This window comes from Acinetobacter proteolyticus (assembly GCF_000367945.1).
GTDB classification, from domain to species: Bacteria; Pseudomonadota; Gammaproteobacteria; order Pseudomonadales; family Moraxellaceae; genus Acinetobacter; species Acinetobacter proteolyticus.
Genome location: NZ_KB849179.1, coordinates 2,038,965 through 2,063,131, shown reverse-complemented (window position 1 = coordinate 2,063,131; position 24,167 = coordinate 2,038,965). Strand labels below are relative to the sequence as shown.

Annotated in this window: 24 protein-coding genes, 2 tRNA genes, 1 other RNA gene and 1 pseudogene; 19 read left to right on the top strand and 9 right to left on the bottom strand. The window is 41.2% G+C overall.

What is annotated here, in order from left to right:
* Positions 1 to 8 precede the first annotated feature (8 nt).
* Entirely contained in the window at positions 9 to 1,106 is a 1,098-nt protein-coding gene (locus tag F993_RS07455; protein ID WP_004655239.1) for an outer membrane protein assembly factor BamD, read from the bottom strand.
* 71 nt (positions 1,107 to 1,177) lie between these two features.
* On the opposite strand from F993_RS07455, the gene rluD reads away from it, so the two are divergent.
* From rluD to F993_RS07470, 3 genes are all read left to right on the top strand, one after another.
* Positions 1,178 to 2,227 carry a 23S rRNA pseudouridine(1911/1915/1917) synthase RluD gene (rluD, locus tag F993_RS07460; RefSeq protein WP_032812739.1) on the top strand — a complete coding sequence of 350 codons (1,050 nt, stop codon included), beginning with the start codon at positions 1,178 to 1,180 and terminating at the stop codon, positions 2,225 to 2,227.
* A gap of 134 nt (positions 2,228 to 2,361) precedes the next feature.
* Entirely contained in the window at positions 2,362 to 3,102 is a 741-nt protein-coding gene (pgeF, locus tag F993_RS07465; protein WP_004655236.1) for a peptidoglycan editing factor PgeF, read from the top strand.
* Positions 3,103 to 3,186: 84 nt separating this feature from the next.
* On the top strand, positions 3,187 to 3,759 hold the full coding sequence (locus tag F993_RS07470) for a flavodoxin family protein (RefSeq protein WP_032812737.1): 573 nt from the start codon (positions 3,187 to 3,189) through the stop codon (positions 3,757 to 3,759).
* A gap of 39 nt (positions 3,760 to 3,798) precedes the next feature.
* On the opposite strand, the gene smpB is transcribed toward F993_RS07470, so the two are convergent.
* Positions 3,799 to 4,275, bottom strand: coding sequence for an SsrA-binding protein SmpB (smpB, locus tag F993_RS07475; RefSeq protein WP_004655232.1), 477 nt, complete (start codon positions 4,273 to 4,275; stop codon positions 3,799 to 3,801).
* Positions 4,276 to 4,404: 129 nt separating this feature from the next.
* Between smpB and coaD the strand changes: the two genes are divergently transcribed.
* The 5 genes from coaD (at position 4,405) to F993_RS07495 (ending at position 6,058) form a co-directional block, all read left to right on the top strand.
* On the top strand, positions 4,405 to 4,896 hold the full coding sequence (coaD, locus tag F993_RS07480; RefSeq protein WP_004655230.1) for a pantetheine-phosphate adenylyltransferase: 492 nt from the start codon (positions 4,405 to 4,407) through the stop codon (positions 4,894 to 4,896).
* 1 nt (position 4,897) lies between these two features.
* Positions 4,898 to 5,161 carry a YfhL family 4Fe-4S dicluster ferredoxin gene (locus F993_RS07485; RefSeq protein WP_004655229.1) on the top strand — a complete coding sequence of 88 codons (264 nt, stop codon included), beginning with the start codon at positions 4,898 to 4,900 and terminating at the stop codon, positions 5,159 to 5,161.
* A 26-nt stretch (positions 5,162 to 5,187) separates the two neighbouring features.
* Positions 5,188 to 5,579: RNase P RNA component class A (gene rnpB, locus F993_RS19920), an RNA gene on the top strand.
* Positions 5,580 to 5,640: 61 nt separating this feature from the next.
* Positions 5,641 to 5,717: transfer RNA gene (locus F993_RS07490), tRNA-Met, on the top strand.
* A gap of 264 nt (positions 5,718 to 5,981) precedes the next feature.
* Positions 5,982 to 6,058: transfer RNA gene (locus tag F993_RS07495), tRNA-Met, on the top strand.
* A gap of 111 nt (positions 6,059 to 6,169) precedes the next feature.
* Here F993_RS07495 and F993_RS07500 read toward each other — a convergent pair.
* Complete coding sequence (locus tag F993_RS07500) at positions 6,170 to 7,201, bottom strand: hypothetical protein (protein WP_004655227.1); 1,032 nt, start codon at positions 7,199 to 7,201, stop codon at positions 6,170 to 6,172.
* Complete coding sequence (locus F993_RS07505) at positions 7,194 to 8,819, bottom strand: NAD+ synthase (RefSeq protein ID WP_004655226.1); 1,626 nt, start codon at positions 8,817 to 8,819, stop codon at positions 7,194 to 7,196. The genes F993_RS07500 and F993_RS07505 overlap by 8 nt, the downstream gene beginning before the upstream one ends.
* An 850-nt stretch (positions 8,820 to 9,669) precedes the next feature.
* Between F993_RS07505 and F993_RS20540 the strand changes: the two genes are divergently transcribed.
* Positions 9,670 to 9,831 (top strand): hypothetical protein, encoded by a 162-nt coding sequence (locus tag F993_RS20540; protein WP_004655219.1) that lies wholly within the window; start codon positions 9,670 to 9,672, stop codon positions 9,829 to 9,831.
* Positions 9,832 to 9,887: 56 nt separating this feature from the next.
* Here F993_RS20540 and F993_RS07510 read toward each other — a convergent pair whose 3' ends face one another.
* Entirely contained in the window at positions 9,888 to 10,412 is a 525-nt protein-coding gene (locus F993_RS07510; RefSeq protein WP_032812502.1) for a hypothetical protein, read from the bottom strand.
* Between the two features lie 78 nt (positions 10,413 to 10,490).
* Between F993_RS07510 and F993_RS07515 the strand changes: the two genes are divergently transcribed.
* Together F993_RS07515 and F993_RS07520 are read left to right on the top strand one after the other, a co-directional pair.
* Positions 10,491 to 11,216 carry a tetratricopeptide repeat protein gene (locus F993_RS07515; protein ID WP_004655213.1) on the top strand — a complete coding sequence of 242 codons (726 nt, stop codon included), beginning with the start codon at positions 10,491 to 10,493 and terminating at the stop codon, positions 11,214 to 11,216.
* A gap of 55 nt (positions 11,217 to 11,271) precedes the next feature.
* Complete coding sequence (locus tag F993_RS07520; RefSeq protein WP_004655210.1) at positions 11,272 to 11,667, top strand: hypothetical protein; 396 nt, start codon at positions 11,272 to 11,274, stop codon at positions 11,665 to 11,667.
* Positions 11,668 to 11,730: 63 nt separating this feature from the next.
* Here the strand turns inward: F993_RS07520 and hemJ are convergent, their stop codons facing one another.
* Complete coding sequence (gene hemJ / locus F993_RS07525; protein ID WP_004655209.1) at positions 11,731 to 12,183, bottom strand: protoporphyrinogen oxidase HemJ; 453 nt, start codon at positions 12,181 to 12,183, stop codon at positions 11,731 to 11,733.
* 18 nt (positions 12,184 to 12,201) lie between these two features.
* The gene (locus F993_RS07530; protein WP_004655207.1) at positions 12,202 to 13,431 is read right to left on the bottom strand and encodes a beta-ketoacyl-ACP synthase II; all 1,230 of its coding nucleotides are present in this window, start codon (positions 13,429 to 13,431) and stop codon (positions 12,202 to 12,204) included.
* A gap of 289 nt (positions 13,432 to 13,720) precedes the next feature.
* Between F993_RS07530 and F993_RS07535 the strand changes: the two genes are divergently transcribed.
* The 8 genes from F993_RS07535 (at position 13,721) to rimI (ending at position 22,570) form a co-directional block, all read left to right on the top strand.
* Complete coding sequence (locus F993_RS07535; RefSeq protein WP_004655206.1) at positions 13,721 to 15,061, top strand: EcsC family protein; 1,341 nt, start codon at positions 13,721 to 13,723, stop codon at positions 15,059 to 15,061.
* Positions 15,062 to 15,230: 169 nt separating this feature from the next.
* Positions 15,231 to 15,605, top strand: a complete 375-nt coding sequence (gene rpsL, locus F993_RS07540; protein WP_004638184.1) for a 30S ribosomal protein S12 — start codon at positions 15,231 to 15,233, stop codon at positions 15,603 to 15,605.
* A 160-nt stretch (positions 15,606 to 15,765) separates the two neighbouring features.
* Positions 15,766 to 16,236: a 30S ribosomal protein S7 gene (gene rpsG / locus F993_RS07545; RefSeq protein WP_004655203.1), complete on the top strand. Its 471-nt coding sequence runs from the start codon at positions 15,766 to 15,768 to the stop codon at positions 16,234 to 16,236.
* Between the two features lie 177 nt (positions 16,237 to 16,413).
* Positions 16,414 to 18,552, top strand: a complete 2,139-nt coding sequence (gene fusA, locus F993_RS07550) for an elongation factor G (RefSeq protein ID WP_004655201.1) — start codon at positions 16,414 to 16,416, stop codon at positions 18,550 to 18,552.
* A gap of 92 nt (positions 18,553 to 18,644) precedes the next feature.
* On the top strand, positions 18,645 to 19,835 hold the full coding sequence (gene tuf, locus F993_RS07555; protein WP_004655200.1) for an elongation factor Tu: 1,191 nt from the start codon (positions 18,645 to 18,647) through the stop codon (positions 19,833 to 19,835).
* 199 nt (positions 19,836 to 20,034) lie between these two features.
* Complete coding sequence (locus F993_RS07560; RefSeq protein ID WP_004655198.1) at positions 20,035 to 20,916, top strand: metal-dependent hydrolase; 882 nt, start codon at positions 20,035 to 20,037, stop codon at positions 20,914 to 20,916.
* Positions 20,917 to 21,131: 215 nt separating this feature from the next.
* A complete protein-coding gene (locus tag F993_RS07565; protein ID WP_004655197.1) occupies positions 21,132 to 22,016 on the top strand; it encodes a metal-dependent hydrolase in 885 nt (294 codons plus the stop codon).
* A 92-nt stretch (positions 22,017 to 22,108) separates the two neighbouring features.
* A complete protein-coding gene (gene rimI, locus F993_RS07570) occupies positions 22,109 to 22,570 on the top strand; it encodes a ribosomal protein S18-alanine N-acetyltransferase (protein ID WP_171066009.1) in 462 nt (153 codons plus the stop codon).
* Here the strand turns inward: rimI and F993_RS07575 are convergent.
* Positions 22,556 to 23,367: pseudogene (locus F993_RS07575) on the bottom strand (arginyltransferase). The gene rimI and the pseudogene F993_RS07575 overlap by 15 nt on opposite strands.
* 28 nt (positions 23,368 to 23,395) lie before the next feature.
* Positions 23,396 to 24,127 carry a leucyl/phenylalanyl-tRNA--protein transferase gene (gene aat, locus F993_RS07580; protein ID WP_004655191.1) on the bottom strand — a complete coding sequence of 244 codons (732 nt, stop codon included), beginning with the start codon at positions 24,125 to 24,127 and terminating at the stop codon, positions 23,396 to 23,398.
* Positions 24,128 to 24,167 lie beyond the last annotated feature (40 nt).

Genomic DNA, 24,167 nt, shown 5'->3' with positions numbered 1-24,167 from the left:
ATTGCAAATTAGTTTGCAGCATCATCCTCAGATGAATTGTTTGCTTCTGGCTTATCGAATAGACCAAAGCTTAAACGGTTTTTCCAGCTGGGTTTATTCTTTGTTGCCGCTGGTGCTTCTGGGGCAGCAGTAGGTGCTGGAGCCGCTTGTTCTGTTTCTGGTTTATCGAACAAACCAAAGCTGAGGCGATTGGTTAAGCTACGTTGTTCAGTATCGCTATTCGCTTCGTCTTTGACTTGTACAGTTTTTGATTCACGTCCCAGCAAACCGAGTGTTGCGCGGTTGACCCAACTGCCTTCTTTACGTGCAGCACGTAAATTCACTTCACCATTTGATTTGACTAGGTTTGGATAGTTGAGTTTTAAGATATCAATATATTGTTGAGAGGTCGCTTGATCGCCCAACTTTTGATAGCTATACGCCAAAGTGGCTAAGGCTTCTGGTGTTTGCGGAGTCTGTGGATAGTGTTCAATCACCCATTGTGCACGTTCAGCCGCAGCCAGCCATGCTTTACGTTCAATATTGAAACGTGCAGCATTCATTTCGCTTTCAGCCAATTCTTGACCGATAAATTTCATGCGTTGAGCAGCATCTACTGAATACTGGCTACTTGGGAAACGACGGATTAACTCGACAAAGTTTTGATATGCGACTTTGACATAGCTCACATCACGGTGTGATTGCTGTAAAGAGGTATAACGAATCAAACTGTCGTAGTTCATTTCCATGTTGGCTACCCCACGAACATAGTAGGCATAGTCAACATTCGGATGTTGAGGATTTAAGCGAATGAAACGATCTGCAAGTGCAATCGTACCTTCATAATCTTTTTGTTTAAATTTCGCATAAAGCAGCTCAAGTTGAGCCTGTTGCGTGTACTGCCCCGTTGGATAATAGGTATCTAAAGCTTCCAGTGACTTGACAGCATCCGTATATTGGTTGCGTTCAAGTGATTTTATAGCCTTTTCAAAATAAACCTGTTCACTCGATTGTGGTCCTTTATCGACCACTTCTTTCTTGCTTGGATTGCTGCTACAGCCCACAAATGCAGACGCTACACCTAAAGATAGTGCAAGCACCGTAATTTTATAACGTGGTAGCGACATAAAAACTCCTCTGTTATTCTGGGCAATGAGCTACAATGGTGCTATTAAACCATTTTTGTACCGATCATCAAATGACTTCAGCACAATCTTCCAATTCAAACTTCTCTGAAACAGATTTCTTACTCGAAGATTCTGTCGATGCAGATAATCATAATTCCGACTCAACTGCAACACGTTTATCGTTGCAAATTCAACTTGATGAAAACTATTTAGGTCAACGTATTGATCAGGTTGCCGCAATGGTTTGGAGCGAGTTTTCTCGTGAAAAACTCAAGCAATGGATGAAAGATGGTCATCTGTTGGTAAATGGTAACATTGTTAAGCCAAAGTACCGCTGTGAAGGCAATGAGTTACTTACACTTGAAGTAGAACTCGAAGCACAAACCTCAAGTCAACCTGAAAATATTCCCTTAAATATTGTTTATGAAGATGACGATATTATTGTCATCAATAAAGAAGTCGGCATGGTGGTTCATCCAGGCGCAGGTAACCCAACCGGAACCTTAGTCAATGCCTTGCTTTATCACGCCCCGAAACTTGCCGAGCTTTCTCGTGCAGGATTGGTGCATCGTATTGATAAGGATACCAGTGGCTTATTGGTGGTTGCGAAAAATTTAGAAGCGCAATTTTCGCTCAGCAAGCAATTGGCTAAAAAAACAGTTTACCGTGTTTATGACTTGATTGCTTATGGCAACATCATTGCAGGTGGGACCATTGATGAACCGATTAAACGCCACCCTGTGGATCGTATCAAAATGGCGATTTTACCAGGTGGTCGTGATGCGGTAACACATTACAACGTGAAAGAACGCTTTCGAGATTTTACTCGTGTTCAGGCGCAGCTTGAAACTGGTCGTACTCATCAGATCCGCGTGCATTTTAGCTATCTTGGTCATGGTTTAGTCGGCGATCCGGTGTATGTCAATCGTGTACGTTTCCCCGCAGGTGCTTCAGAAAAATTGACGGATATGTTACGTAACTTTAAACGTCAGGCTTTGCATGCAGCCAAACTCGGTTTGGTACATCCTCGTACAGGTGAAGAAATGATGTTTGAAGCCCCTTGGCCAGAGGATTTTACTCAGTTGCTTGAAGTGTTGCGCAGTGAAAATGAAGCGTATTAAGTAAAGCTCTACCTCCCGCTAAGTCTCTCTCCTTAAAGGAGAGAGGCTTTTCAATTCAATGTCTTACAGTGCTTTAAATTCCCTGTCCTTTTAGGAGAGGTTGACGGTAAAAAAATATAGCTCAGGAGATATTTATGGAATTTGTACAAGGTCTGCCGAAAGGGGTCTATGTGGCTCAAACGCGGATTGAACATCCTCAAACCATTGCAACATCGAATCAAAATTTATCAGGATTTAATTTGGCTTTGCATGTCAATGATGAGGCACAACGTGTTCAACAGCATCGCATGATATTACTGAATCAGTTATCTGCATTTGGTGTAGATAAAATTACATGGATGACGCAAACACATAGCACCATTTGCCATACCGTGAATGAACAAATTCCATTTGTTGCTCTTGAGGGTGATGGTCTGGTCACCCAAAAAGCAGGCCATGCCTTAATGATGATGACGGCTGATTGTTTGCCTGTGGTGTTGGGCAATGCCGAAGGTACAGAAGTTGCCAACCTACATGCCGGTTGGCGTGGCTTGGCCAACGGCATTGTCGAAAATACCGTCGCTGAAATGCAGTCTCAGCCGAGTTGGGCATGGTTGGGCGCAGCGATCAGCCAGCCTTGTTTTGAGGTGGGGGCTGAAGTCAAAGCCGCTTTCTGTGACAAATATCCTGAATTAGCTTCTGCATTTATTGCTGGCGAAGTTGAAGGGAAATACCATGCTGACTTATATGCGATTGCTCGCTTTATTCTCAATCGCTTAGGCATCGAGACTGTTTTGGGCGGAGATCAATGCTCCTTTCAGCAGTCCCAAGACTATTTCTCTTATCGCCGTGATGCGAAAACGGGACGAATGGCAAGCTTGGTGTTTATGCAATAAATTGCAGGCTTTACACGCTTGATTCGCCTTGCAGCATTTAAAAATGTTAAACTTGATCTAATTCCTTGGTTTTTTAAATTTTCCATGTCTGTAATAGAGCAAGTTCCTTCCCAAGTTAAAGTTTGTGTGGTTTATCATAGCCCTTATGGGCATACCGCCAAAGTTGCGCAATACATTGCTCAGGGGGCAGAGCAGGCGGGTGCAGAAGTGCATCTACTTTCGGTGGCTGCGCCACAATGGGATTTACTCGATCAGGCTGACGTCATTGTAATGGGCTGTCCGACCTATATGGGAAGTCTGACCTCTGCGCTGAAGCAGTTTATGGAAGATTCTTCTAAACGTTGGTTGGCGCGTACTTGGCAGGGTAAATTGGCAGCGGGTTTTACTAATGGTGGTGGCCTTAGTGGCGATAAGCTGGCTGTGCTGCAGCAAATTAATTTATTTGCGATGCAACATGGCATGTTGTGGGCAGGCTTACCGTTTATGCCAACAGGAAGAAGTCCTTCAGATATTAACCGTATGTCGAGCTTTTTAGGTCTCATGACCCAGTCGGATAATGCTAGCGTAGAAGTCACTCCACCTGAAGGGGATCTGGAAACTGCGCGCAAGTTTGGGAAATATTTGGCTGAATTACAATTAAAACACGTGGCAGTTTAATCGATCTGCAATAAAAAACCTCCAATTGGAGGTTTTTTATTATTTATGCAGCATCCGCGATTTATCACGTTGCCAGTCACGGTCTTTTTCAGTCGCGCGTTTGTCATGTAATTGCTTACCTTTCACTAAGGCAATTTCGAGTTTGACCAAATGGCCTTTCCAATAACATGCCAACGGTACGCATGAATAACCTTTTTGGTTCACTGCACCCATAAGCTTTTCCAACTCACGACGAGAGAGCAGCAATTTACGCGTACGCGTTGCTTCTGGAACCACATGCGTTGAAGCAGACAATAAGGGCTGAATTTGTGAGCCCAATAAAAAAGCTTCACCATTTTTAAAAATGACATAACTTTCAGTCAAGCTCATACGTCCAGCACGTAAAGACTTTACTTCCCAACCTTGTAGGGACATGCCTGCTTCAAATTTTTCTTCGATAAAGTAATCGTGGCGCGCTCTTTTATTTTGAGCAATCGTGCCACCATTATGTTTTTTTACAACTGTTGCTTGCGCCATAATTTAAACTTCCACAATTAGCTCTATTGTGCCGTAAAACGCAACCTTTTTCCAATGTTTAGGAATTTCGCGTTTAGAGCCAACATTTGTTAAAATACGCTCCTTATCTCATTAACTAGAGTACACCGCATGTCTAAAACACGTGTGATTTATCCGGGGACTTTCGATCCAATAACCAATGGACATGTTGATTTGGTTGCAAGAGCATCAAAAATGTTTGATGAAGTTGTGGTTGCAATTGCGATTGGTCATCATAAAAATCCAGTGTTTAGTTTAGAAGAGCGTGTTGAGTTGGCAAAAGCATCACTCAGTCATTTGAACAATGTTGAGTTTGTGGGTTTTGATGGCTTGCTGGTCAATTTTTTTCGTGAACAACAGGCAACAGCCGTACTCCGTGGTTTAAGAGCAATCTCAGATTTTGAATATGAATTTCAACTGGCGAATATGAACCGTCAGCTTGATCCACATTTCGAATCGGTATTTTTAACTCCCTCTGAGCAATATTCATTTATCTCATCGACTTTGGTAAGAGAAATTGCTCGCTTAAAAGGTGATGTGACCAAATTTGTGCCTGCCGTTGTGGTTGAGGCCTTTGAACGTAAACATCAACAAGGTTGGTAGCGTGTCTTTATATATTACAGATGAATGCATTAACTGTGATGTCTGTGAACCTGTATGTCCCAATGAAGCCATTTATATGGGTGAGCTGATTTATGAGATTGATCCTGCACTCTGTACAGAATGTATCGGTCACCATGATCAGCCACAGTGTCAGTTGTTTTGCCCTGTGGATTGTATTCCGCTCGATCCCCAACATGTCGAATCACATGATGACTTGATGGCGAAATACAAAAAGTTGACTGCGCAAAAAAATACGAGCAATTAACGGCGAACTTTGATAAGATGCGCCACGAAGTGGGCCGGACGGTCGCTGCTGTGGAGGTCTCCGTGACTGAAGCAGGGGAGGAAAGTCCGGGCTTCATAGGGCAAGGTGCCAGGTAACGCCTGGGCGGCGAAAGCCGACGGCAAGTGCAGCAGAGAGTAGACCGCCAATCCCTCCGTTCATCCCTTTAATAAAGGGAGGTTAGGTAGGATTCGGTAAGGGTGAAAGGGTGCGGTAAGAGCGCACCGCGTGTCTGGTAACAGTTCACGGCAAGGTAAACCCCACCAGAAGCAAGACCAAATAGGAATCCTGAGGCATGGCCCGTGCTGGATTCGGGTAGGTCGCTTGAGCGTATGAGTGATTGTACGCCTAGAGGAATGATCGTCCTCGACAGAACCCGGCTTATAGGCCCACTTCTCAAATTTTTTAAAATTGTGCTTGACGTGTGTATTGAAAGTTAAGATAATGCGCGCACAGTTTTCGGCTATGTAGCTCAGTTGGTTAGAGCACCGCACTCATAATGCGGGGGTCACAAGTTCAAGTCTCGTCATAGCCACCATTTTATAGACCACGCTCCTGCGTGGTCTCTTTTTATCTGCAGTTTTTGTAATCTTCAAAATAATCTTTTTGGCGCTAATTTTTCTGGTTATTTTTATTCGAATAAAAGTTCAAGCGTATCTACATCTCATCGTTGAGGTATAGATGTGTTGAAATTTGATCAATTAAAGATTAAAAGCCTAAAAACTATCCATATGTTCTATATTTTCAAGATCATAGACTTGACCCATTGTGCGGAACACTAGATAATGCGCACACAGTTTACGGCTATGTAGCTCAGTTGGTTAGAGCACCGCACTCATAATGCGGGGGTCACAAGTTCAAGTCTCGTCATAGCCACCATTTTAAAAACCACGCTCCTGCGTGGTTTCTTTTTATCTGCTTATTGGGTAAAAATAATTCATCAGATGTGCAAAAGCCTGTAAATGAGTCTTTCATTTACAGGCTTTATTTTTATAGATGCTTTTCAATACTGGCGTGGGTTTGTGGGTTTTCATAGAACGGTTTTAGGATCAGCGTAATGATTGGTTCTAATACGCCGTGTTCATCTAAAGCTTTCACAACTTTGGGATAGAATCGCACAGCCTCATTCAGCAGGTCAGTTTCTTCCAAGCCAATTGCTGTAAAGACGTCGGCTAGGCTTTCATCTTTATAGAAGTCATAAAATACTTTCACGCCATATAAAATTAAGTCTTGTATGAAGGTCGACTGGCGTAATTCTTTCCAGTACTCATAAATCATGACAAAGAATTCTTCGACGTCAAGTGGTGTCACTTGTTTGGTGTATTCAGATAGGGGCTGAGCTTTGTTATCGTCCCAGATATTGCGTGCAAGGCTTTCAAGGTCATCATTTGAAAGCAAGCTGAGATCAACCAGCTGTTCTTGAATGAATCGACCAATGCTTTCTTCAATTTTTTGTTCAATACGTTGTTGTTGGCGATACGAAAAGCTTTTGAGTTTTTGTTGCCATTCATATTTGCTTTCAGAAATGCGTTCTTCATCCGATTGCGTAAACAGTTTCGGTAATTTGTTTTGTAGTGTTGTCGTGGCGATGTATTGGCACAACTGCTGAATCGAAGGACTTTCTTTTAAAAACTGATTTAAATAATGGCGGATATTTTCTAGCTCTAAAAACTTGGACAGCCACATTTCAAACTGGTGATCTGAGAATACGTCTTGTAACTGTGCCGAGGATTGCAGCGAAAACACATGCAGTCTCTGCGCAATTTCTCCAATAAATTCTAATAAGCCTGCACCGAGCTGCATTTCAAAGGCATAGCGCTTTACTACAGCCTGAATTTGCGCGAGTTCAACCACTTCCTTAAGTTGAATATTAGGCGCATGTTGCAGAAACAGTTGAATAAATTGCTGGAAAAAATCAGCAGAAAGTTGGGTAGTGAGTTGGTTTTTATAAAATGCAACTTGCTCAAGCATTAAAGCTTGAGCAAGTAATTGTGACTTTTCAGAAACAATTTTTTCAGTCATTCGCGGTCCATCCGTTGACGATCGGGTAGCGTCGCTCACGACTGAAGGCACGTGAACTAATACGTGGTCCAATCGCGCCCTGACGACGCTTGTATTCATTACGATCCACCAAACGAATCACTTTCTCGACTACTTCGGTTGGGTAGCCTTTGGCGATAATATCGGCTTGGCTGAGATCTTCCTCAATATAAGCATATAAGATGGCATCAAGTACATCATAAGCAGGTAATGAATCTTGGTCTTTTTGATCTGGACGAAGTTCTGCCGATGGTGGACGTGTAATCACACGCTCTGGAATCACAGGTGTTTCTTCTAGCGTGTTACGGTATTTTGCCAGTTCAAACACAATGGTCTTGTATACATCTTTGAGAACCGAGAAACCACCGACCATGTCACCATACAGGGTGCAATAGCCCACTGAGATTTCAGACTTGTTGCCTGTCGAGAGCACGAGATTGCCAAACTTATTTGATAAGCCCATCAATAGGGTGCCGCGAGTACGTGCTTGTAAGTTTTCTTCAGTCGCGTCAGCAGGTGAGTTGCCAAAGAATGGGAATAAGGTTTGCATGAAGCTGTTCACGATTGGGTGAATTTCGGCAATACCAAAGGTGACACCCATACGACGTGCTTGCTCAGTCGCATCTTCAACACTCATTTGTGACGTGTAAGTATATGGCATCATCACCGCTTGGACTTTCTCAGCGCCAATCGCATCAACAGCAATCGCCAAGGTTAAGGCAGAGTCGATTCCACCCGATAAACCTAGGATGACACCTGGGAAGCCTGAGCGTTGCACGTAATCACGTGTTGCCATCACGAGTGCTTGGTAAATTTCAGCAAAAGTTTCTAATGCTGGAATCGCTTCACTTGTTTTAAATTGCTTTTGTTCTGCATCATATTCAGCATAGACAAGCGCTTCTTGGAAGCTTGGAATTTGCAGTGCAAGTTGACCATTATTGTTGCTGACAAAACTTGAACCATCAAAAATTAGGTCGTCTTGCCCACCGACTTGGTTGACATAGATCAGATTGAGATTTAACTGTTTTGCCAGTTCATTTAAGGTTTGGATGCGATGTTGTGGTTTACCTACTTCATAAGGTGAAGCATTTAACACCAACACGGTTTCAACATTGAGCTGACTGAGTTGTTTGACGGTATTGAGTGACCACACATCTTCACAAATCAGCACACCAAACTTGTGACCTAGATATTCAAACACAAGGTGTTGATGACCTTGTTGGAAATAGCGTTTTTCATCAAACACGCCATAATTGGGCAAGTTGTGTTTGTTATAAACACCTAAAACCTGCCCATCTTTCATTACCGCAGCCGAGTTATAACGATGACCATCCTCAGTTTGGTGCACAAAACCGAACACCATTAGGATATCTTTCACTTCGCTGAGTTGAGCAAACGCTTTTTGAGTGCGTTTTTGTAGATTGGGGCGAAGTATTAAGTCTTCTGCAGGGTAACCTAGCGTAGAAAGTTCAGGGAAGACGATCAAATCAGCCTGTTGTTGTTTCGCTAAATTTGCTTGCTCAACCATCTTTTGAGTATTTGCATCAATATTGCCAATGTGCGGAGAGAATTGAGCAAGGGCAACTTTAAAATTTTTCATTCAAACCTAATCCTAAGTCTTAACAAGTTCTGATATACAAGTTTTTGATTTATATGGGTATAGTTATTAAAAACAAGTGTATATCATGGCGCCAAACATTTTATATCTTAAAGAAAAATGACAAGTTTACTAATATATACTAAATGCGCATTTTTCTGCGTAAAAATAACAAGTTTTTCTGTATAAAACAGCAACATTTCTCAATGTTTGCGTGATTATGGTGCATGATTGTGAATAAATTGAATAGAGCAATATAAAGTTTTTTTCATGTCATTTTCGCATTTCGCTGTGACACATCAATTACAGAGTCGATAAATATAAAAAATCTGAGAAAAAGTAATTATTTTCACGTCTTTATGTGCTTTATAAGAATATTGAGTACATATGTACTTTTTTAAAAAATAAATTAATTCATTGTATTATGTATTTATTGTGCGTTTTTTATACCGTTTGTCGGGAATATCTTTGCGACACTTGAGTGTACATTTGTGCACTGCTATTATCCTAATTAATGTGAACAGGCGTACACTTTGATGCTAATCCAGTGTACTCAAACACGAAAATGAAGAGGTAACAACAATGTCCGTTTTATTATTTCCTGTGATTGCTTTTGGATTGGCTGTTGTGGTTGGTCGTGTAGGCACCGTAATGTTCCAAGAAAAAGATCAGCAAGTTTAATTGATCACTCAATTTTGATTGATTCATACATGAGGTAAAGACAATGTCGGTTTTATTATTTCCAGTGGTTGCATTTGGTTTAGCAGTGGTTGTTGGTCGTATTGGCACAGTAATGTTCCGTGAGCAAGATCAACAATCTTGATTTATTCATTTCAATAAGAGGTAGACCATTATGGTTTCAACAATTTTATTGCCTGTCATTGCCTTTGGTTTGGCCATTGGTGTAGGGCGTATAGGTACCATTGTTAAGGATGCAATGCGCGTAGATTTTTCGACTGATATGGATGATAGTCATGAACACCCAACTGAAACTGGTAAAGGCACTGCTGCATAATTCTTCTTGCACAATGCTTACTTAAAAAGCCCTGTAGTTAAAACTTACAGGGCTTTTTATTTTTCTAGAATAATGTTGGGGATTTTGTTTAAAAAGATATCGCGCGCAATATCACCTTGTTGCTCTATGTTATAGCTAGAAAAAGTTTTACCTTGGATCAAGTGATATTGATAAGGGTTATATTGTTTAAAGCTGAGGTAATAGCCTGCCTGAAGAATTGCACCTTTAACAATTACATTAGTGTGCTGTTGAAACTGTAAAATATGTGCCAGTTCGTGAATGAAAATTCCTTGCAAGGATATGGAGCAGGTTGAGTAATCTGGGCTGAAATATTTTTGATGGACGAACAGGTTGCCATTCGGTGCCATAAAAATATTGACCGGTTGCCAAGGCAAGTAGGGAATGTTAAAGATTTTGATTTTTGCATAGTCAATTAAATGACCAAAGACTGGACGTGCCATTTCGATTTCGCCAGACGTCAAACCACGATATTGAAATTGATTCATTTTGAGGTAAAAAATTAGGCTGGAAATGAATCGAGCTTTCAATTTTTGTATGGCGTACTGAAAGGGTGTGTTCATCTGAACTATGCGTCTAAAAAAACGTGAAAATCTGGTTTATTCTAGAATAAAAGCGAACTGAGTAGGGTGAATTTTGGTATGCGAAGCATTAAATTAATTGTTTTTGCACTCTGCTGGATGAACTGCACCGCTTATGCAAATTTAGATATACAGCACTATAAAAATTGTACGGGATCGCCATTAAAAGCGTTACAGGTGGATTCCAGGCTTATTTTCTTAACCATCGATGCTTATAAAAATAATCAATACAACTATGCTGCAATCTTGGATGCATCTGAAACTGAAATGACGGAGTGTCTTATTGTTGATATAAGTCGAAAAGTGATTTTAGATACGATACCCAGCATGATTTCTAACAGTTGCAGCGGACAATGGGATAAAAAAAGTCATACACCCGTTTGGATGGCTGATATTGGTGGGGGAAAAGATGGGGTTAACTATTTTCATTATTTATCCTCGGAACAGTTAAAGCAACTCAATAAAAGAGATGCGACTGAGATAGAGCAAATTATTGAAAGTATTGATTGTCAATTACCTACCTACCAAAAACAGGATGTAGCGGAGCTAAATGATGCTGCATTTTTACTCTACAAACTTGAGTATTATGCTGAATCGCTAAAGGTATTAAATCAGGTTGTTCAGTTAGATCCGAATAGAACTGTCGCTTATTTAAATCGAGCGGATACTTACTTAGCATTAAAAAATAAAGCACAAGCCAGAAAAAATTACATGATGTATGCTGATCAAATGAAAAAGTTGGGCTTATCCAACAAAGTCCCGTTAAGAATAAAGAAATATTTATAATCTGAAGATGAGAGCAGAAATATAGAGCAGTCATTGCTAGCAAGAGATGAAATGAATGATGAAACAAACTTTATGGTTGTGCCTATTTTTATCTGTGTGCGTACAGGCCTATGCAAGTAATGAATATTACTGTTTTGCTGATGGCAAAAAAACAATTTTATTGGTTTCACCAGAATATCAAAAGATACAGTTGATTAAGTATTATCCTTATCTGAAAAATATCAAGCTTTCTGCTCCAGTCCATATTGAAGAGGTTGAGATGGGCGAATTCGCGCAGCCTGAAGTTTATAAGACCATGAACGAGCTGATTGATGGTAAAGTGACAGGGCAATATACCTTTATGACGCAAGGTTATATTCTTTATGGTGCAAGCTATCGAAATCTGAAAACAAAAAAACAGACCCACTTTGAGCAAGTGTCTTTAAACTTGAAGGGGATAAGCTGTTTGTAGTTTGGATTGGGGTTAATGCTGTAGTCTAAGCTACAGCATTAGAAAAAGAAGAGTTCTGTTGAGTTAAAATTGAGGTTTTACTACGACTAAAATGACTACGGCAAACAAGATCAGGGTTGGCATCTCATTAAAGAAGCGCCAAAACTTATGCGATTTATAATGCGCATTGCCAATCAGTTTTTTACGGTAATAACCACACACAAAATGGTAAATTACCAATAATCCGACCAAACCGACTTTGAGGTAAAACCATAAAGCTTCATGGTAATGTCGGGTTGCATCGCCCCAATCAACCAAAAAGTGCGCGGTAATGAGTGTGGCAATCATAGACGGCCACATAATACCGCGATACAACTTGCGTTCCATCACCTCAAAGCGTTGATGACTGACGGCATCTTCGCTCATGGCATGGTAAACAAAAAGGCGTGGTAAGTAGAATAAAGCAGCGAACCAACACACCACAGCAATAATATGTAATGCTTTTACCCACAAGAAAGCATCAGAAGGTGCATCCATCGATAATCCTACGCAGGATTATGCATCCCACTTCTTGAAAATGAGGCAGGCATTGACGCCGCCAAAGCCAAAACTGTTACTCATGACAGTATTCAGTTTTGCATCACGTTTTTCAAGTACAATATCGAAACCTTGTGCGCCTTCATCCAGCTCAGTCACGTTGATATTTGGTGCAATAAAATCATTTTGCATCATTAATACCGAGTAAATCGCTTCCTGCACACCCGCTGCGCCTAAGCTATGACCCGTCATTGACTTGGTTGAACTGAGTGGAGGAACTTGACCTTCACCAAATGCACGTTCCATGGCTTTAAGCTCAGTCACGTCACCTGCTGGTGTTGAGGTACCATGGGTGTTGACATAGTCAATATTCTCTACGCCGTGTTGTTTGGCTTCATCCAATGCCATCAAGATACAACGTGTTGCGCCTTCGCCACTTGGTGCAACCATGTCAGCACCATCACTGTTTGCAGCATAGCCAATCACTTCAGCTAGAATGTTGGCCCCACGTGCTTGCGCATGTTCAAGTGATTCAAGCACCACGAAACCACCACCACCAGCAATGACGAAACCGTCACGGTCTTTTGAGTATGGGCGTGATGCAGTTTCAGGTGTGTCATTGTATTTTGAACACAATGCGCCCATCGCATCAAACAATAAGCTTTGTGACCAGTGATCTTCTTCACCGCCGCCAGCAAGCATTAAATCTTGTTTACCCAATTGAATCAGGTTGTAGGCATAACCAATCGCATCGGCAGAGGTTGCGCATGCGCTGGTAATCGAGTGAGACACACCTTGTAGTTTAAATGCCACACCCACATTCGCAGTGATGGTGTTACTCATATTACGAGGTACAAAGAAAGGACCGATTTTACGTGCGCCTTTTTCTTCTAACAGTTTGATCATTTCTGCAACAGATGCAGTTGAGTTACCACCAGAACCGCCAGCAATGCCGTAACGTGGGTTGTTTGCCAAATCTTCTTGTTTTAGTCCAGCATGTTCTACTGCAGCAACTGCCGCGTTGTAAGCATACATCGCACAAACACCCATAAAGCGTTTAAGTTTGCGATCAATGCCATCAAAATCCTGTTCAGCTGCAGCGCTGACATGGCTTTTGAAATTCAGTTCTGCATAAGTTGGGTTTAAACGTGTGCCTGAGATTCCATTTTTTAAAGAATGAGTGACCTCTTCTAAAGAGTTACCGATACATGAGTTAATGCCCATACCAGTGATTACAACACGTTTCATTTACAGATCCCTTTTATGGTAATACTAAGCCTGTGCATCTCGCTATGAATACAAGTCAGGAGAAAAATAACGATTAAAATGGCTTATGAGTGAATGACACCATGATAGCAGAAAGGTTTTTTATTTCTTATGGCAAATTTTATGCCTATTTCCAGTTGTGTAAATATTCGTAAATATTCGCGATGTTGTGACGAAACGAAATGAAAGTACACAGATAAAAGTTGAGATAAATCTGCATTCAACCTAGTATTTACCTAGACATGCACAGATTACACGACAGAGGTACTTGATGACAAAATCTAAAAACAAGCAATCTTCAGGTTTATTTGCACAAGCCTTTGGAGTGGCTAAAAAGCTCAGTTCTGAATTAAAGAAACTTCAAGTTGCCCCAACCACATCGGGTGCAGAACTTGCAAATTCGTCCCAGATTGTTGAAGGAAAAGCACGTTTCAAAAGCCCTTTTGAAATAGAAAAATATGAAAATCCACAACAAATGTTGCGTCAACAATTTCCAAAACTATCTCATCAATTGTTAGGTCGTCATTATAATCGAGTGAATAGTGTAGCTTCGTTTGTCTCACCAGATTTGGGAGAACGGGTTTCCGATTATTTATTTCAATGGTTAAATGAGTTTAGTTCGAATAGTTCTCTGACTGAAAAAATTCTGGAAGAAGCAGGAGTGAAGGACATTATCGAACTCACTCAAGACACAGGCCGTTCTCAGCGCCTAAGTCAGGCCCTAATTGAACAGAATAAGTTGCTTGCAGCGGTTCAAGGTGCAATTACAGGCGCAACTGGTGTCTGGGGAGCTGCAATTGATATTCCTGCTTCAATTGTGTTGGCTTTGAGAACGATTTATCAGACAGGGCGTTCACATGGTTTTGATTTAACTGAAGATGCAGATCAAGAGATTGTTGCTTTTATTTTCAAAGAAATTGATTTGAGTTTAGTTGCAGAAAAACAAACATTATTGGTTGCATTAAAAGCGCTGCAGTCTATGTTGGAAACCCATGATTTACAGCAATTCCAACAACTACTGGGTTCAAATAATGATATTGAGCTAGTGAAAAAATGGTTGGTGGATGAAAGTGGTCAGTTTAAATGGAGTTGGTTAAATCGTATTCCTCAAGCATCAGTGATTGGTAAATTAACACCTGTTGCGGGTGCTGCTCTCGGTGGTTTCTATAGTTGGAGATTGTTAGAAGATGTTGGGCACAAATCTCAATCGGTTTTTGGAGCGGCTCGCTTCTATATCAATGAACATTCTCAAGAAAAGCTTTCACCTTTAGAGGCATACTTCAAAGCAGAAGCAATGTCGAAAAAGAGTCCACGGTTATTAAGTGCCAATGCGCCTGAAACAAACAAAGTTCAATCAGATGAACAGAATGATGTGATTACCAAAGTCAGTGTTCAAGTCAAGGCCAATACACCTTCTCTTGTTTCAGTTGATGATAAGGTAGAAGAGGGCATTCAACAGTTGGCTGAGCAGCATGTGGTTGAACATCCGTATAGTGAACAGCAACCTGCTTTAAAGGATCAGTCAGATGAATTATTGGCTGAAGATGACGCGGAAATTGGTACCGAAACCAAATCAATAGATATTGAACCGGCGTCCACAAAACACAGTTAATACGATGTTGTGAAGTCACTGATATCGAAAAGCAACAAAATTATAGAAATGGTCAACACTTGCCTTGTCCCGCAATGTTGACCATTTTTACTTCTTAGCTTACAATTATGTGCCCTTAAAAAGAGGTTATTTTCTTTTTAAGGTTGTTTAATAACGGGAGAATTGCCAAATGGCAACAACAAATCAGTTGATCCGTAAGGGTCGTACGACTTTGATTGAAAAATCAAAAGTTCCTGCGTTGAAGGCTTGTCCGCAACGTCGTGGTGTATGTACACGTGTTTATACTACTACACCTAAAAAACCTAACTCAGCAATGCGTAAGGTTTGCCGTGTTCGCTTAACTTCAGGTTTTGAAGTATCTAGCTACATCGGTGGTGAAGGTCATAACCTACAAGAGCACAGTGTTGTTCTTATCCGTGGTGGTCGTGTTAAAGACTTACCAGGTGTACGTTACCATACCGTTCGTGGTTCTTTAGACTGTGCTGGCGTTAAAGATCGTAACCAGTCACGTTCTAAATACGGTGCTAAGCGTCCTAAGAAGTAATTCTAGGAAACTTGCCCAAGCAACCCTTTAGCGTTTCGCTTGTTTGAATTCTTCATAGATTTGTAATTCAAGCGACGTATAGTAAGGCCAGCGTCGTGTACATGACACTTGTACAAACTGCTGGATTATCCTGAAGTGTCATATTATTAGGTGTATTAAAATGCCAAGACGTCGCGTAGTCGCTGCTCGTGAGATCCTTCCAGATCCAAAATTTAGCAGCCAAACAATCGCTAAATTCATGAACCACGTAATGCAAGATGGTAAAAAATCTATTGCTGAAAGTATCGTTTACGGTGCTTTAGACCGCGTTCAAGAAAAAAACAAAGTAGACCCAGTTGAATTTTTCGAGACTACTCTTGAAAAAGTTCGTCCTATGGTTGAAGTAAAAGCACGCCGTGTTGGTGGTGCTACTTATCAAGTACCTATGGAAGTACGCCCATCCCGTCGTACTGCTCTAGCGATGCGTTGGTTAGTAGATGCTGCTGCTAAGCGTTCTGAAAAAACGATGGCTTTACGTCTTGCTGGTGAGTTGCTTGATGCAGCTGAAGGTAAAGGTGCAGCGATCAAAAAACGTGAAGACGTGCATCGTATGGCTGAAGCCAACAAAGCCTTCTCTCACTACCGTTTCTAAGCGGATAAAACAGTCCCTAATCAGGAGAATATTCATGCGTACCGCAGCTCGATTCAACATCGCTCTTTACCAAAGTGGGGGCTTTGCGGGTATTTAAGTTGCCTGCTTGGATATTCGTGCGCATCAATTTAATTGGTGCGTCCTGTTTTAAATATAACATTTAGGAATGTAGACATCATGGCTCGCCAAACCCCAATTAGTAATTACCGTAACATCGGTATTTCTGCGCACATTGACGCAGGTAAAACAACTACAACTGAACGTATTTTGTTCTACACAGGTGTATCTCACAAAATTGGTGAAGTACACGATGGTGCAGCAACAATGGACTGGATGGAACAAGAGCAAGAGCGTGGTATTACAATTACCTCTGCTGCTACAACTTGTTTCTGGTCTGGTATGGCTAACCAATTCCAACAACACCGTATCAACGTAATTGATACACCGGGACACGTTGACTTCACAATCGAAGTTGAACGTTCTATGCGTGTTCTTGACGGTGCGTGCATGGTTTACTGTGCAGTTGGTGGTGTACAGCCTCAGTCTGAAACTGTATGGCGTCAAGCGAACAAATATAAAGTGCCTCGTTTAGCATTCGTGAACAAGATGGACCGTACTGGTGCAAACTTCTTCCGTGCTGTTGAGCAAGTTAAAACTCGTTTAGGTGGTAATCCTGTACCTATCGTTGTGCCAATCGGTGCAGAAGATACGTTTGCAGGTGTTGTTGACCTTATCGAAATGAAAGCGATTATCTGGGATGAAGCATCTCAAGGTATGAAGTTCGAATACGGTGATATTCCTGCTGACCTCGTTGAGACTTCTCAAGAATGGCGTACTAAGATGGTTGAAGCTGCGGCTGAAGCATCTGAAGAGTTAATGGACAAATACTTAGAAGAAGGTGATCTTTCTAAAGAAGAAATCATCGCTGGTCTTCGTACACGTACATTGGCATCTGAAATCCAAGTTATGCTTTGTGGTTCAGCGTTCAAGAACAAAGGTGTTCAACGTATGTTGGATGCTGTAATTCAATTCTTGCCTTCTCCAACAGAAGTTAAAGCAATTGAAGGTATTCTTGACGACAAAGATGAAACTAAAGCATCTCGTGAAGCATCTGACGAAGCGCCGTTCTCTGCACTTGCGTTCAAAATCATGAACGATAAGTTCGTAGGTAACTTAACATTCGTACGTGTTTATTCTGGTGTTCTTAAACAAGGTGATCCGGTTTATAACCCAGTTAAGTCTAAGCGTGAACGTATTGGTCGTATCGTGCAAATGCATGCGAACGAACGTCAAGATCTTGAAGAAATCCGTGCAGGTGATATCGCAGCGTGTGTAGGTCTTAAAGACGTTACTACGGGTGATACATTGTGTGATGAGAAAAACATCATTACCCTTGAGCGTATGGAATTCCCTGAGCCAGTAATTTCATTGGCTGTTGAACCAAAAACTAAAGCTGACCAAGAAAAAATGTCTATCGCTTTAGGTCGTTTGGCTAAAGAAGATCCATCGTTCCGCGTTCGTACAGACGAAGAATCTGGTCAAACAATTATTGCTGGTATGGGTGAGCTTCACCTTGACATCATCGTTGACCGTATGAAGCGTGAATTCGGTGTTGAAGCGAATATTGGTAAACCAATGGTTGCTTACCGTGAAACGATCAAAAAGTCTGTTGAACAAGAAGGTAAGTTTGTTCGTCAAACAGGTGGTAAAGGTAAATTCGGTCATGTATATGTTCGTTTAGAGCCTATGGATGTTGAAGAAGCTGGTAAAGAATACCAATTCGCTGAAGAAGTTGTCGGCGGTACTGTACCTAAAGAATTCTTCGGTGCGGTTGATAAAGGTATTCAAGAACGTATGAAGAATGGTGTATTGGCTGGTTACCCTGTTGTGGGTATCAAAGCGACATTATTCGACGGTTCTTACCACGATGTCGACTCTGATGAATTATCGTTCAAAATGGCTGGTTCATACGCTTTCCGTGACGGTTTCATGAAAGCTGATCCTGTTCTTCTTGAACCAATCATGAAAGTTGAAGTAGAAACTCCAGAAGATTACATGGGCGATATCATGGGTGACTTAAACCGTCGTCGTGGTATGGTTCAAGGTATGGACGATCTTCCTGGTGGAACAAAAGCAATTAAAGCAGAAGTTCCATTGGCTGAGATGTTTGGTTACGCAACTCAAATGCGTTCTATGTCTCAAGGTCGTGCGACGTATTCTATGGAATTCGCTAAATACGCTGAAACTCCACGTAACGTGGCTGAAGGCATCATCGCTAAGTTCCAAGCTGGCGGTAAAAAAGGTGACGACGAGTAATCTTTCGATTACTATATTACCCAACTAAATTTAGTTAAAAAACCAAGTGCTCATGGGCGACCCTCATGAGCAGTTTATAAAGGAAGATCATCATGGCTAAAGCCAAGTTTGAACGTAATAAACCACACGTAAACGTGGGTACAATTGGTCACGTTGACCATGGTAAAACAACTTTAACTGCTGCAATTGCAACTATTTGTGCAAAAACTTACGGCGGTGAAGCGAAAGATTACTCACAAATCGACTCAGCTCCTGAAGAAAAAGCACGTGGTATTACAATTAATACTTCACACGTAGAATACGATTCTCCAATCCGTCACTACGCTCACGTAGACTGCCCGGGCCACGCCGATTATGTTAAAAACATGATTACTGGTGCTGCTCAGATGGACGGCGCGATCCTTGTATGTGCTGCGACTGATGGTCCAATGCCACAAACTCGTGAACACATCCTTCTTTCACGTCAGGTTGGTGTACCTTACATCATCGTATTCTTGAACAAGTGTGACCTTGTTGATGATGAAGAATTACTTGAATTAGTAGAAATGGAAGTTCGTGAACTTCTTTCTACTTATGACTTCCCAGGTGATGACACTCCTGTTATCCGTGGTTCAGCACTTGCTGCACTTAACGGTGACGCTGGTCAATATGGTGAGTCTTCAGTTCTTGCTCTTGTTGAAGCGCTTGACTCTTACATCCCAGAACCAGAACGTGCTATCGACAAAGCATTCTTGATGCCAATCGAAGACGTATTCTCAATTTCTGGTCGTGGTACTGTAGTAACAGGCCGTGTAGAAGCTGGTATCGTTAAAGTTGGTGAAGAAGTAGAGATCGTTGGTATTAAAGATACAGTTAAAACAACTGTAACTGGCGTAGAAATGTTCCGTAAACTTCTTGACGAAGGCCGTGCAGGTGAGAACTGTGGTATCTTACTTCGTGGTACTAAGCGTGAAGACGTACAACGTGGTCAAGTACTTGCTAAACCAGGTACAATCAAGCCGCACACTAAATTCGACGCAGAAGTATACGTACTTTCTAAAGAAGAAGGTGGTCGTCATACTCCATTCCTTAACGGTTACCGTCCACAGTTCTACTTCCGTACAACTGACGTAACTGGCGCGATCAAATTACAAGATGGCGTAGAAATGGTAATGCCTGGTGACAACGTTGAGATGTCAGTAGAGTTAATTCACCCGATCGCAATGGACCCAGGTCTACGTTTTGCGATCCGTGAAGGTGGTCGTACTGTAGGCGCTGGTGTTGTTGCTAAAGTAACTGCATAATCGCTTAGAGTGATAAAAAAACACCCCTCTGGGGTGTTTTTTTTGTTTATTGTTAGACAATCCTTTTGTAAGAGTGTCCTTAACTGATAGTTTGCTGTCCCAAACTGCACTTAATTGATTTGCATAACAACGTAATATAAAACGCAAGAAACAGACAAAAGTGCTCAGTGGAAGGTTTCACTGAAAAGGAGTTGGCAGCATGAATGCTAAAGTAAATATTTCAAATCGTGCGGGTGCAAGCTTCCCAGTCCGTCGTATGAACTTTGATTTTGATCAAGTCCCGGAATACTGGATGAACGGTTCGGCAGGTTTAACTCATTTCATGACAGGTTTATCTGCACTGTTCCCAGATGGTGAAAAATTATTTATTGATGCGGTACGTGCAGTTCGTTATTACCCAGCAATTAAAGACAACGAAGAGCTGCAAAAAGAAATCAGTGCCTTTATTGGCCAAGAAGCCATGCATACTCAGGAGCATGTTAACTTTAATGCCTCTGCACAGAAATATGGACATGATGTAAGAACTTTAGAGCAAATTACTGGTCGTTATATTCAATTTGCATTAAATAACTTTTCTAAAGTGGTTAAACCTTTTGGTATGACCCGCGAAATGGTCAACCTCACCGCAACAACGGCCTTAGAACATTTTACGGCGACCATTGCTTCTGAATTATTACGTAATCCGCATATTCAGGACTTAATGACCGACGATACCATGTCTTATATGTGGTTCTGGCATGCAGTAGAAGAAAATGAACATAAAGCGGTTGCTTATGATGTCTATGAGGCAGTATTTGGTAAGGGATTAAAAGCCTATAGCTTGCGTACCTCGGCGCTGGTATTTGCCATGGCCTTGATTTTTATTCTTCAGTCCTATTTTACTTTACGTTTACTGCAACAGGACAAGAAGCTGAACTTTAAAGAATTGGCGATGATTTACAAATATGGCTATAGTCCTTCAAAAGGCATTATTACGGGTATGGCAGGGGAGATGCTGGCTTACTTTAAACCAGGATTCCATCCTAATGATCTGGACACGGTACAGTTGTTAAAAGACTGGAAAGCGAAACTGGGTTTCTAATTTTTATCTTTAAATAAATCGATTTAAAAGGGCAATCAAAATTGCCCTTTTTGTTTTTTATTCAATTATTTCATACATAATTTTCAAGGTGATGACATGTCCTAAGATGATGCTTTTCTGACCTTATCTGCACTTATTCGATGCACTGAAAAGGGCGTATAAAAGAACTATCAAGCATCATTTATCAAGAATATTCACGGATAGGAGAAAAGGGTATGAATGCTAAAGTCAATATTTCAAACAGAGCTGGCGCCAGTTTCCCTGTACGCCGAATGGATTTTGAATTTGGTGAGGTGCCACGTTATTGGGCCAATGGTGATGCTGCTTTAACTCATTTTATGACTGCGCTTTCAGCATTGTTCCCAGAAGGTGAGCAATTCTTTGTGAACAGTACCCGTGCAGTGCGGAATGATCCTAAACTCGCAGATGAGCGACTTCAGAAAGAAATCAGCGCCTTTATTGGTCAAGAAGCCATGCATTCAAAAGAGCATCTAGCATTTAATGCTTCTGCAGAGGCCTATGGTTATGCTGTTCGCGAAATGGAAGGTCAAACAGGTCGTTTAATCAATCGTACTATTGGAATAACTGCAAAATTTTTAAAGCCTTTTGGTTTTACCAAAGAAATGATTGGTTTAACAGGAACTTGTGCGTTGGAGCACTTCACTTCAACTATCGCTGAAGAGTTATTAAGTAATCCCGATATCCAAGCCATGTTTATGGATCAGACCATGTACCATTTATGGATGTGGCATGCGGTAGAAGAAAATGAGCATAAAGCGGTTGCCTTTGATGTCTATCAAGCCATGTATGGTCAAGGTCCTAAAGCGTATTTTATGCGCTCATTGGCTTTAGTCATTGCAATGGGGCTCATTTTTATTACTCAGTCTTATTTCACGGCCAAACTGCTACAAACAGATGGCAAGCTGACATGGCGTGATACCAAATACATGATTAAATTTATGTATGGCTATAAAGGTTTTATGACTCGTCAAATCCCGACCTTATTAGATTTTTTAAGACCGAAATTTCATCCGAATGATGACGATACTACCGCACTTTTGAATAAATGGCGTGCTGAATTAGGTTTTAATCTAAGTTAAGTATATAGGGCAGCAAAACTGCCCATTTTTTTATTCAAATTTTGTTTTAAATTGCTGATAATCTGCACCAGTATTTTATAGAGTGATAGATCGTGATTCGATTGATGCAAGAAAATGACTTGGAGAGGGTGACTGCGATTGAGCGCTTGGTGCAAACCCATCCTTGGTCTAGGCAACAGTTCCAAGAATCCTTGGCTTCGTATCAATGTACGGTTTATGAGCAAGCCAATCAGGTCGTGGGATTCTGTATTCTACAGCCCGTTTTAGATGAAGCAAATTTATTGTTGATGGCGATAGATCCGAGCCAGCAAGGGAAGGGGCTCGGTTATAAATTATTGGATGAGTCTATCCAGCAATTAAAAAACAATCCAATTCAGATTTTTTTAGAAGTTCGTGAAAGTAATACAGCCGCCATTGGTTTGTATGAAAAAATAGGTTTTCATCAAATTGACTTACGCAAGAATTATTATCCAAACCCTGATGGTTCAAGAGAGCATGCCGTGATTATGGTCAAGACATGCACGGATGATTTTGCAGCGTTATTTAATAATTAAATTATTCCACTCGGAAGGTAGCGTGCTCATTAATGAATTGCCGAGCTGATGGATTTCATGGTCTGAAAGAGGACGATTGAGTCGACGCCATTGTCCATCGAGTAATAATTCCAGTGGCGTATATTGCGATTTATAATTCATTTTGGATGAATGTGGTACCCAATAACCGAGGTAGAGATAATCCAGATTGAGTGTACATACTCGATTTGTTTAAGGATCGCGAACACACCTAAAGAACGGCGTTGTTCATCTGGATCAAAAAAAGTATATACCGCAGAGAGACCATCATCCATTAAGTCGCAGGTTGAAACAGCAATCAGTTTTTGATCTTTCCATAATTCGATAAAGAAGCTTTCTGTGCAGCTATGCACCAGAAATTTTTCAAACTGGTCTAGGCTGGCTGGGTACATATCCCCATCTGCATGACGTTCATTGATATAACGTTCGTACAGATCATAATGCTGCTGAGTTGCTTGCGAGGTTGGCAAAATACTCATTTGCAAATCTTGATTGCGTTTCCATGCCTTTTTTTGGCTGCTATTCATTTTAAATTCTTGAACAGGAACACGACAGGATAAACACTGGCGACACAGATGACATTCAGGGCGATAGACAAAATCGCCACTACGCCGAAAACCGACACGAGAAAGTTCTGACAAAGTCACCACATCAATACGGTGAATTGGATCTAAAAACACCATCCGTGCTGATTTGTTATCAAGATAACTGCAATCATGTGGCGGCGTAATATAGTACTGTAAGTCATTTAAAAGGGACTTGGGTTGATATGATTTCATTAATCTGTCCCTCCAAGGTGTTAATCCGTTAACCGTCTAATTTTGCAAAAACTGCTATTGTTTTACTTGAAAATACACGTTCTTGATAACTTTTCCAATTGATAGAGGGGGCAATAATTACATCTTGTAACGATTTAAGATAGTCTTGGCGAGAAAGTGTACATGCACCAAGGCTTAAAAGATGGTCATTGACCAATTGACAGTCAATCCATGGCAACTGATTTTCCTGTCCAATCAGCATCAGCGTATAGAAAGCCATTTTAGAGACATCGGTTTCGGTACTAAACATGGATTCACCAAAGCAGCCTTTACCAATAGTGACACCATAGAGTCCGCCAACCAATTTATCCTGCTGCCAGACTTCAATACTATAAGCATAGCCTGCTTGGAATAATGCACAATAGCCTTCAATGATATCTTCACTGATCCAGGTTTCATTGGCATAGCTTCGAGGCAATGAACAAGAACGAATCACGTCTTCAAAAGCATGATTGACGGTAATCCGATAATCATGTTTCTTCATATTCCGAAGCAAAGATTTACTAGGTGTATAAGCATGAGGTTCGATAATGCAACGGGGTTCAGGACTCCACCAGCAAATCGGGTCATCTTCATTGAACCATGGAAATAATCCATGCGTATAGGCTTCGAATAAGGTAGAAGGGCTAAGGTCGGCGCCAATACAGATAAATCCCTGACCGTCTGGATCCGCTTCGATTGGATTGGGAAAAATATATTGTGAGGGAGGGAGTTGTTGCATAGTGGAAGAAATCAATCAGACTCATTCTAAGCTAACTGAT

What these genes read in the sequence shown, in the direction of transcription:
- F993_RS07455 (WP_004655239.1), bottom strand. Translation starts at nt 1,106, where the DNA reads ATGTCGCTACCACGTTATAAAATTACGGTGCTTGCACTATCTTTAGGT.
- rluD (WP_032812739.1), top strand. Translation starts at nt 1,178, where the DNA reads ATGACTTCAGCACAATCTTCCAATTCAAACTTCTCTGAAACAGATTTC.
- pgeF (WP_004655236.1), top strand. Translation starts at nt 2,362, where the DNA reads ATGGAATTTGTACAAGGTCTGCCGAAAGGGGTCTATGTGGCTCAAACG.
- F993_RS07470 (WP_032812737.1), top strand. Translation starts at nt 3,187, where the DNA reads ATGTCTGTAATAGAGCAAGTTCCTTCCCAAGTTAAAGTTTGTGTGGTT.
- smpB (WP_004655232.1), bottom strand. Translation starts at nt 4,275, where the DNA reads ATGGCGCAAGCAACAGTTGTAAAAAAACATAATGGTGGCACGATTGCT.
- coaD (WP_004655230.1), top strand. Translation starts at nt 4,405, where the DNA reads ATGTCTAAAACACGTGTGATTTATCCGGGGACTTTCGATCCAATAACC.
- F993_RS07500 (WP_004655227.1), bottom strand. Translation starts at nt 7,201, where the DNA reads ATGACTGAAAAAATTGTTTCTGAAAAGTCACAATTACTTGCTCAAGCT.
- F993_RS07505 (WP_004655226.1), bottom strand. Translation starts at nt 8,819, where the DNA reads ATGAAAAATTTTAAAGTTGCCCTTGCTCAATTCTCTCCGCACATTGGC.
- F993_RS20540 (WP_004655219.1), top strand. Translation starts at nt 9,670, where the DNA reads ATGGTTTCAACAATTTTATTGCCTGTCATTGCCTTTGGTTTGGCCATT.
- F993_RS07510 (WP_032812502.1), bottom strand. Translation starts at nt 10,412, where the DNA reads ATGAACACACCCTTTCAGTACGCCATACAAAAATTGAAAGCTCGATTC.
- F993_RS07515 (WP_004655213.1), top strand. Translation starts at nt 10,491, where the DNA reads ATGCGAAGCATTAAATTAATTGTTTTTGCACTCTGCTGGATGAACTGC.
- F993_RS07520 (WP_004655210.1), top strand. Translation starts at nt 11,272, where the DNA reads ATGATGAAACAAACTTTATGGTTGTGCCTATTTTTATCTGTGTGCGTA.
- hemJ (WP_004655209.1), bottom strand. Translation starts at nt 12,183, where the DNA reads ATGGATGCACCTTCTGATGCTTTCTTGTGGGTAAAAGCATTACATATT.
- F993_RS07530 (WP_004655207.1), bottom strand. Translation starts at nt 13,431, where the DNA reads ATGAAACGTGTTGTAATCACTGGTATGGGCATTAACTCATGTATCGGT.
- F993_RS07535 (WP_004655206.1), top strand. Translation starts at nt 13,721, where the DNA reads ATGACAAAATCTAAAAACAAGCAATCTTCAGGTTTATTTGCACAAGCC.
- rpsL (WP_004638184.1), top strand. Translation starts at nt 15,231, where the DNA reads ATGGCAACAACAAATCAGTTGATCCGTAAGGGTCGTACGACTTTGATT.
- rpsG (WP_004655203.1), top strand. Translation starts at nt 15,766, where the DNA reads ATGCCAAGACGTCGCGTAGTCGCTGCTCGTGAGATCCTTCCAGATCCA.
- fusA (WP_004655201.1), top strand. Translation starts at nt 16,414, where the DNA reads ATGGCTCGCCAAACCCCAATTAGTAATTACCGTAACATCGGTATTTCT.
- tuf (WP_004655200.1), top strand. Translation starts at nt 18,645, where the DNA reads ATGGCTAAAGCCAAGTTTGAACGTAATAAACCACACGTAAACGTGGGT.
- F993_RS07560 (WP_004655198.1), top strand. Translation starts at nt 20,035, where the DNA reads ATGAATGCTAAAGTAAATATTTCAAATCGTGCGGGTGCAAGCTTCCCA.
- F993_RS07565 (WP_004655197.1), top strand. Translation starts at nt 21,132, where the DNA reads ATGAATGCTAAAGTCAATATTTCAAACAGAGCTGGCGCCAGTTTCCCT.
- aat (WP_004655191.1), bottom strand. Translation starts at nt 24,127, where the DNA reads ATGCAACAACTCCCTCCCTCACAATATATTTTTCCCAATCCAATCGAA.